We start from the raw sequence: 7,805 nt of genomic DNA on the forward strand, positions 1-7,805 counted from the left end.
AAATATATAAAATTAAAAATAAAGAAATGACTAATAATACAACTGAAAAACCAAGATGATATAAAAAAACTTTTAATCTCTCTTTAAGAGTAACTATTTGATCATTCATTTCTAATTTACCTGTTCGTTATTTAGTGAAAAGGGTTATTTTTTAAAAACCCTGAACACTGCGTATTGACGGCATCATATTTTATACAATACTTTGCAATCAGGTCAGGAACTATTCGGTAGTTATTAACGCCAATTTTCAAATCTCGTTTTTTTTGCTGCTGAAAAATCTCCAGAGCTACTTTTTCCTTATTAGATAAAAATAATGCAATACTTAAATAATAATAGACATTTGCTTTTTCATCTGAGTTTCTATACCATTCAGAAATTTCTAAGTTTTTCATTGCTAGCGGAATATCATTTCTCATAAGTAATACACCTATAGCATAAGAAGAATAAACATCCCCCAATTGCGCTGCTGTCATATTAAAATTATTAACTTTTGCTCGTTGTTCTTTAGTATTAATTTCATGGAATTTAGGCAATACACTAATCACACCTTCATAATAATTTAAGCTCTCCACATCACCCTTATTAAGCAATGCATTTGCATATACAGCTTGATCAGGAACTTCAAGGCCACCATTTTCTTTTTTATATTTTTCAGCAACTTGAATAACTTCATCAAATTTATGATAAACGGTCGCTGCATATAAATAATTGTATCTAGCTAATGCAGATTGCGAATGATTTTTATATGCCCAACTCCATAATGTATATTCATTCATCCAAAAAGGAATAACACTCCTTACTGTCAAAATAGATAAACCTATCCATGTTGTACACACTAATACACGAATTAATTTTTTAAAGCTATTTTTAATTAATATTTTTTTAAATAGCTCTTGATATGGGAAGAATATTAAAGATAAAGAAATAAAAGCTAGAGGTAATGTCAAAAAACGACTATGACCTAAATTTGAAGACAAACCTAATGGAATAAAATACAAAACTAAAAATAGACCAATAAAAGCACATAAAAATAAAGCTGATGATAAATTTCTTTTTATTAAAGACCAAACAACTAATGCCAACACAAAAAGACCAGCTAAAGAGGCAGATACTTTACCTACAATACTATTATCAATTTCATTTAAAGGAGCAAGAATATCAATATTTGAAAATGGTAAAAAAATTTGAATAATATAATATTTAATTGCATATAAGGGTAAAATTTGCAGCCAAACAAAGTTGTAGTAATAATTTTCATCAAGTTTTACATGATAAACTTGATTCATTGCCGAAATACGCAATGCAAAATATATAAATGTTGTAATTAGCAAAAATATGATTAATATCTTTTGATATTTAAAGGCATCTTTTAATAATTCTAAATAGTTTAAATTCCTCTCTAAGCAAACATAAAAAATAATTATCATGATAGGCAATACAATACCTAACTCTTTACTAAGTAAAGCTAATAGATAACAAAAAGATATGCCTAACACATATATAAAAGATATAGATTGTTTAGATGAAACAAAACCGCGCACAAATAAAAATAAGGTAAGTAAGCTAAAAAGTGTACAATATTGATCAAACCGTCCTGATACCCACACTGTAGACTCAATTAGCGAAGGATGACAGATATATAAGATAGTTGCAATTAAAGATAAAAAAAATCCATTTTTAATATAAAATCTTTTTGACAGTAATAATCCAAAAATAAAAACTAAGCTACTATTGACTGCAAAAACAATAATTCCTATTAAATGCGAAATAAAGGGATTTTGTCCAAAAAATTTAAATTCCCAATACCAGCTTAAGAAAATTAATGGTCTAAAGTAACTAGTACCTGGCAATACTGGAGAGGATATTAATTCCCAAGATAAAGCATTTTCTCTTAATCCTGTTTTTGTAACAATAAGTAATGTATCATCCCAGACATATTGAGCATTTAATACCGGATAATATAAACAACTAACAAATACGCCAATAAAAATTAATGCAAAATATAATCTATATTGTTTTATCTTTTTGAACAAATTTAATCACTCCCCATAAAAAACAAGACCCTTTCAGGTCTTGTTTCATAATGCTTTATTAATTAGTTTTTACAAGCATTTGGACGATATTTTTGTTCGATTGAGCCACCAGTACAAGACCAGTTAGAACCACCATTTGCTGTAGCATATTGCAAAGTAGAACCATTAGCCTTACCGGTTGTCATAGTTACTGTCACTGTACCCGTTGGATAAGTACCACCAACACTAGTTGTAACGGTAGAATATTTACCAATAATCGTTGCATTTAATTGGTTGCTTGCAGCAGTTGCATCTGGTGCAATTAAAGCTGTAGGCCAGGCATTTTTATCAGCGCCATATTCAGCAAGTGGAGCTTTCAAACCACCACCTAAAGTTACTGCTTCAGAAACTTGTGAACGAGTGATGTAGTCTTGATAAGCAGGAATCGCGATAGCGGCCAAAATACCGATAATTGCTACAACGATCATTAATTCAATAAGAGTAAAACCCTTTTGCATTTTGTTCATAACATTCTCCACAAATGTTTTTGTTTATTTATAAGCTTTGTAAGCTAATTTAGCTTATTTATATTTAGCACTAACTGTGCCAAAACTGATTATAATAAAATTAACAGAAAAAACAGCACTTTAAAAAAATAAAATTGTTACAACGTAGTTTTAATGTTTTATTTAGTAAAAAAGTGACAATTTACGTCACTATTCCACCTGTTTTCTAACGTAAAATAATTGGATGATTGGCCAATTCATTTTTTGTATCGTGAACCGATTGAGCATAAAACTGATTGAGTACTTCTCCTATACTTATTACTCCATTCACCACGGCCGCCTTAAACTGTTTTTGAGCCAATTGAGAAATTATATTTTGGCAGATGTCATCCCAAACGGCTTGTTCCGTTGCTTGTTGAATCCCTCGATCAATCACGATTTCAACTTTACGCTCACATAAATTGATATATAAAAGTACTCCACTATTATATTCAGTATCCCACACCCCAAGTTCTGCAAATAACTGACGAGCACGCATGCGAGTCTCTTGATAATATGCCTGATTTACAGGTAGATGACCTTCTATCACCACCTGAATTTCCCCGACATGTCCACACTCAGCCTGAGTCACAGCCTGAGCAATCGCATCCTGATCCTGTTTGGAAAAGTATCGCTTGGTAGCAGGCATATATAAAAAATGCTTCAACCAGCGCTTAAAACTTGGCTGATTCACTTCTTCTGTTTTAGGTTGTGTGACAATCTCTGTCGTCTCTGTTGTCGTTACCATGATCCTGATGCCCCTCCACCACCAAAGCCGCCACCGCCGCCACTAAATCCACCACCGCCAAAGCCGCCACCTCGTCCTCCACCACCGCCACGACCGGCAGATAAAAGTACAAGTTGAAAAATGGTTTGTGCAATAGCTGTGATAAGTAAAAAGAAAATTCCCGCTCCAATCATTAAACTGGTCAGCAGTCCGACACCATTGACCAGGCCAGCCACCGTACCCGCGACCGCTGCTGTCGAAGCACTCAACCCTTTACCTACAATAAAGGAACCCACAATACCGGCAATTAAAATAAATAGTGCTGTACTAAAGGTTTTCTCTTTGGCCTGTTGTTCATGCAAGGCTTTTTCTTGCCGTTCTTTCAGTTCCTGTGCAGCATTCGCTGCAACTTCAGGATCCATATTTAAAATACGTTCAATCTCAGCCAAGCCTGCATCAATGCCTTGGGCATATTGAGCTTGCTTGAAATAAGGTGTGATTTTTTGATTAATAATCCGACTGACAATAATATCCGGCAACACACCTTCCAGACCATATCCAGTTAAAATCTGGATACGGCGATCATTCACCGCAATTGTCATAAGCAGACCGTTATCTTGCTTGGCAGATCCCAATTGCCATTTTTCAGCAACCCGCATGGCAAAATCAAAAATATCTTCCTGACCTGTAGTCGGTACGATCACCACACCAATTTGTGCTTTGCCTTGTTCATGCAGGTTTAAAATCCGTTGACTGATCTCCTGCTTCTGACTTTCAGTTAATAAGTTTGCCTGATCTACAACAGGGGTATTTAGCGTTGGCAGTCCACGGATCAATTCTCCCTCTGCCATATCATTGGCAATTTGAGGTTGCGGGGCTTGTTGGGCTGCGGATGACGGTATTTGCTGTTGATTAGCTCCTTGTTGCTCCTGAATCACTTTCCCTACAATCACCGCTTCTTCGTTATCCGTAGCCGTTGCCACTTCCGCTAAAGCCAATGGACTCGACAATACTACACAGCACATGACAAGCAGTTGCAAAACACGAACGAGAGAATTTTTCTTTTCTGGAGCAAGCATACATGCATCCTTTTCTAGTCAAATACGCTTTTAATTAAATGACACCTTAGGTGCAGTTTGCGCACTCTGCTCGGCACTGAAATTCGGTTTTGGATCCATACCAATGACTTTGGCTGTCATCACCTGCGGGAACTGACGTGAATAAGCATTAAAATCCTGAACTGTGGTGATATAACGGTTACGTGCCACCGCGATCCGGTTTTCAGTACCTTCTAGTTGTACCTGTAAATCACGAAACTGCTGATTCGCTTTTAAGTCAGGATAATTTTCAGAGACAGCAATCAAGCGTGACAATGCACTGGTCATCTGTGCCTGAGCTTCCTGATATTTCTGGAATAAGGCCGGATCTTCCAATACTTGCTTATCAACTTTTAAGCCCGCAACATTGGCGCGTGCCTGAGTGACTTCAGTCAACACCTGCTCTTCATGTTTGGCATAGCCTTTAACGACATTGACCAGATTGGGGACCAAATCTGCGCGGCGTTGATACTGGTTTTGCACTTCTGCCCAAGAAGCGGTTACAGCCTCATCCTTCACCTGTAAAGTGTTATAGCCACAGCCTGATAAGGTCAGCGTACTGGCCAGCGCCAAAGTAACAAATGTTTTTTTGATAAAATTCATTGTGCTATTCCTCAATTATTTATTTGTATTTGTTTAAATAATTTTATTGTAAACATATTTACCCTTCAGTTTTGTTTGATTTATTTAGCATTCAAACCTTTTTTACTGGGGAAAATAAAAAAGCCCGATCATCAATCGAGCTTAATCAATAAAAAATTATGATCAGCTATACGTAACTGCTAAAAATTCTTTTTGAAATTCTGGATGTAAATACTCTGTCGCCAGTCGTTGCTTCCAGTCATTCACGATATCTGTATAGTCAATTTCTGAAGGATGAAAATCGGCTTTAAAATAGGATAAATATTCAGGCAATAACTGTACGAACATTTTTCCGATTAAATACATCCCCAAAAGATTACCGGTCACTTTAGGGATACTTTTTTTCCTGTCCTGCCAAAATAACCGGGTGGCCGAGTAGAAGGTCAAGCTGGCAAAACCGGTGGTGACACTGCGCATAATCATACGGCGTACTTTATCGTCAGCATACACCTGCCGATACACATCAAAAGCGACCGCGCGATGTTCAATTTCTTCAATTGCATGCCAGACCCAGAGCTTAATTGTATCTTCATCCAGGCTTGCCAAGATTTCAGGATGCCGCAAAATATAGCCACCTAATAATGCGGTGAAATGCTCGAAGGCACAGGTAATTGCCAGCTGGATTTTAGGATGGAATCCTTTTACATAGCTGTTTTTACGCTCCAACCAAGCTTGAAAGCGATCCAGATGATAATCATCGCGACGCCACGCAGCATTAAACTCTGCATGTGCTTTGGAATGCATGGCTTCCTGCCCAATAAAAGCCGCGATTTGTGCCTGAAGTTTTTCATCTTTCACTTTATCGCGTACATTACGCACGCTATGTACAAAGAACTGCTCCCCAATCGGAAAAGTGGAAGATAAGGCAGTCAGCAAATGCGACATAAGGGGTGAATTGGCAAAGTAATGGCGACGAATCGCTTGCGGATTAAATTGTGGCTTACGTACTGTAATCCCACTCACTTTTGGACGATTTTGATATGATTTTTCTGCCGTCACTTGTGTCATTGTCTCAATCCTGAAAATTGATCAGATAATAAACACAGTATGGACAGCATTATTTATCACAGATATGGCAGAAGCGCTTAACGGATTTGCGAAAAAGTTCATTTTATCTCCTGATTAAAGTCTTCCTTTATCAAAGGGAGATACAGGGCGATTCAATTGAAATACCCAATCGCCAAAATAAATGAAATCGTATAACTATTCCTATATCTCCTGGAATAGAGCGAAGATAAGGGAAAATTTAAAAGCCTGCCCTATTTCAAAGAACAAGAATTCTAAAAATCAGATTAAAAATATGCTGCTTGTGAGACAGTTTTCTTTAGCTCTAAAAAATGAATACGATTTTTTTAAATCCTCCCCCGACTCTCCCCTAATAAAGAGAGGCGTTATCTGGGCAATAAAAAAACCCGCCGAAGCGGGTTTTTTATTCATGTTTAATTTGAGATTAAACCTCAAGATAATCCAGGATACCTTCAGCAGCCTGACGACCTTCCCAGATTGCAGTCACCACCAGGTCAGAACCACGCACCATATCGCCACCAGCAAAAATTTTAGGATTCGATGTCTGGAACTTGAACTCTTGCTGTTCAGCGGCAACTACACGGCCAGAACCATCCAGATTGATTTCCACATCGGAGAACCAATCTGCTGGACTGGTACGGAAACCGAAGGCAAGAAGTACCGCATCTGCAGGTAAAATTTCTTCAGAACCCGGTACAGGTTCAGGACTGCGACGGCCACGGCTATCAGGCTGACCCAATTGCGTAGTCACGAATTTAACCCCAGTCACTTTGCCATTTTCACCGACAATTTCGATAGGTTGACGGTTAAATTGGAATTCCACCCCTTCTTCACGCGCATTTTTCACTTCGCGACGTGAACCCGGCATGTTTTCTTCATCACGACGGTAAGCACAGACCACTGAGTCAGCACCTTGACGGATTGAAGTACGGTTACAGTCCATCGCTGTATCACCACCGCCAAGCACAATCACTTTTTTGCCTTCAACGCTGATGTATTCAGATGGATCTTTTTCCCAACCTTGGGTACGGTTCACATTGGCAATCAGGAAATCAAGCGCGTCGACAACCCCATCCAAATCTTCACCTGCGAAGCCGCCTTTCATGTAAGTATAGGTTCCCATACCCATGAATACGGCATCATAATCTGCAAGAAGCTGATCAATGGTGATATCTGTACCAATTTCAGTATTTAAACGGAATTCAACGCCCATACCCGCAAAAATTTCACGGCGACGTTTCATCACGTCTTTTTCCATCTTGAATTCTGGAATACCAAAAGTCAGTAGACCACCAATTTCAGGACGTTTATCAAAGACAACCGGTTTTACACCATTACGCACCAGAATATCCGCACAGCCTAAACCCGCAGGACCTGCACCAATAATCGCAACTTTTTTATCTGTCCACTTGACGTGTGACATGTCTGGACGCCAGCCCAAAGCAAAAGCGGTATCGTTAATGTATTTTTCAGCATTACCAATGGTCACTGCACCGAAACCATCATTCAGGGTACACGCCCCTTCACATAAACGGTCTTGCGGACATACGCGACCACACACTTCAGGCAGTGTATTGGTTTGATGGCACAGTTCAGCCGCCTGGAAAATGCGACCTTCAGCAATTAACTTTAACCAGTTTGGAATGTAGTTATGTACCGGACACTTCCATTCGCAATACGGGTTACCACAGCCTAAACAGCGATGCGTCTGGTTTGCCGCAATTTCCGCTGTAAAAGGTTTATAAATTTCCACAAA

Annotated in this window: 7 protein-coding genes; all 7 read right to left on the minus strand. The window is 38.3% G+C overall.

The window, feature by feature from the left end; translation table 11 throughout:
* Nucleotides 1-131 precede the first annotated feature (131 nt).
* Nucleotides 132-2,033, minus strand: coding sequence for a hypothetical protein (locus B2Y23_RS14980; protein WP_291371657.1), 1,902 nt, complete (start codon nucleotides 2,031-2,033; stop codon nucleotides 132-134).
* A gap of 62 nt (nucleotides 2,034-2,095) precedes the next feature.
* Nucleotides 2,096-2,539 carry a pilin gene (locus B2Y23_RS14985; protein WP_291371659.1) on the minus strand — a complete coding sequence of 148 codons (444 nt, stop codon included), beginning with the start codon at nucleotides 2,537-2,539 and terminating at the stop codon, nucleotides 2,096-2,098.
* Nucleotides 2,540-2,744: 205 nt separating this feature from the next.
* Nucleotides 2,745-3,305, minus strand: a complete 561-nt coding sequence (locus B2Y23_RS14990) for a TPM domain-containing protein (RefSeq protein ID WP_291371661.1) — start codon at nucleotides 3,303-3,305, stop codon at nucleotides 2,745-2,747.
* Nucleotides 3,299-4,309, minus strand: coding sequence for a TPM domain-containing protein (locus tag B2Y23_RS14995; RefSeq protein WP_409449761.1), 1,011 nt, complete (start codon nucleotides 4,307-4,309; stop codon nucleotides 3,299-3,301). The genes B2Y23_RS14990 and B2Y23_RS14995 overlap by 7 nt, the downstream gene beginning before the upstream one ends.
* Nucleotides 4,310-4,393: 84 nt before the next feature.
* On the minus strand, nucleotides 4,394-4,984 hold the full coding sequence (locus tag B2Y23_RS15000) for a LemA family protein (protein ID WP_291354948.1): 591 nt from the start codon (nucleotides 4,982-4,984) through the stop codon (nucleotides 4,394-4,396).
* A 162-nt stretch (nucleotides 4,985-5,146) separates the two neighbouring features.
* Complete coding sequence (locus B2Y23_RS15005; protein ID WP_291371665.1) at nucleotides 5,147-6,031, minus strand: metal-dependent hydrolase; 885 nt, start codon at nucleotides 6,029-6,031, stop codon at nucleotides 5,147-5,149.
* Nucleotides 6,032-6,473: 442 nt separating this feature from the next.
* A partial coding sequence (locus B2Y23_RS15010) for an FAD-dependent oxidoreductase (protein WP_291371667.1) occupies nucleotides 6,474-7,805 on the minus strand: 1,332 nt, incomplete at its 5' end.

The sequence above is a fragment of the Acinetobacter sp. UBA5934 genome (assembly GCF_002430855.1).
In the GTDB taxonomy this organism is placed as follows: domain Bacteria; phylum Pseudomonadota; class Gammaproteobacteria; order Pseudomonadales; family Moraxellaceae; genus Acinetobacter.

What these genes read in the sequence shown, in the direction of transcription:
- B2Y23_RS14985 (WP_291371659.1), bottom strand. Translation starts at nt 2,539, where the DNA reads ATGAACAAAATGCAAAAGGGTTTTACTCTTATTGAATTAATGATCGTT.
- B2Y23_RS14990 (WP_291371661.1), bottom strand. Translation starts at nt 3,305, where the DNA reads ATGGTAACGACAACAGAGACGACAGAGATTGTCACACAACCTAAAACA.
- B2Y23_RS14995 (WP_409449761.1), bottom strand. Translation starts at nt 4,309, where the DNA reads ATGTGCTGTGTAGTATTGTCGAGTCCATTGGCTTTAGCGGAAGTGGCA.
- B2Y23_RS15000 (WP_291354948.1), bottom strand. Translation starts at nt 4,984, where the DNA reads ATGAATTTTATCAAAAAAACATTTGTTACTTTGGCGCTGGCCAGTACG.
- B2Y23_RS15005 (WP_291371665.1), bottom strand. Translation starts at nt 6,031, where the DNA reads ATGACACAAGTGACGGCAGAAAAATCATATCAAAATCGTCCAAAAGTG.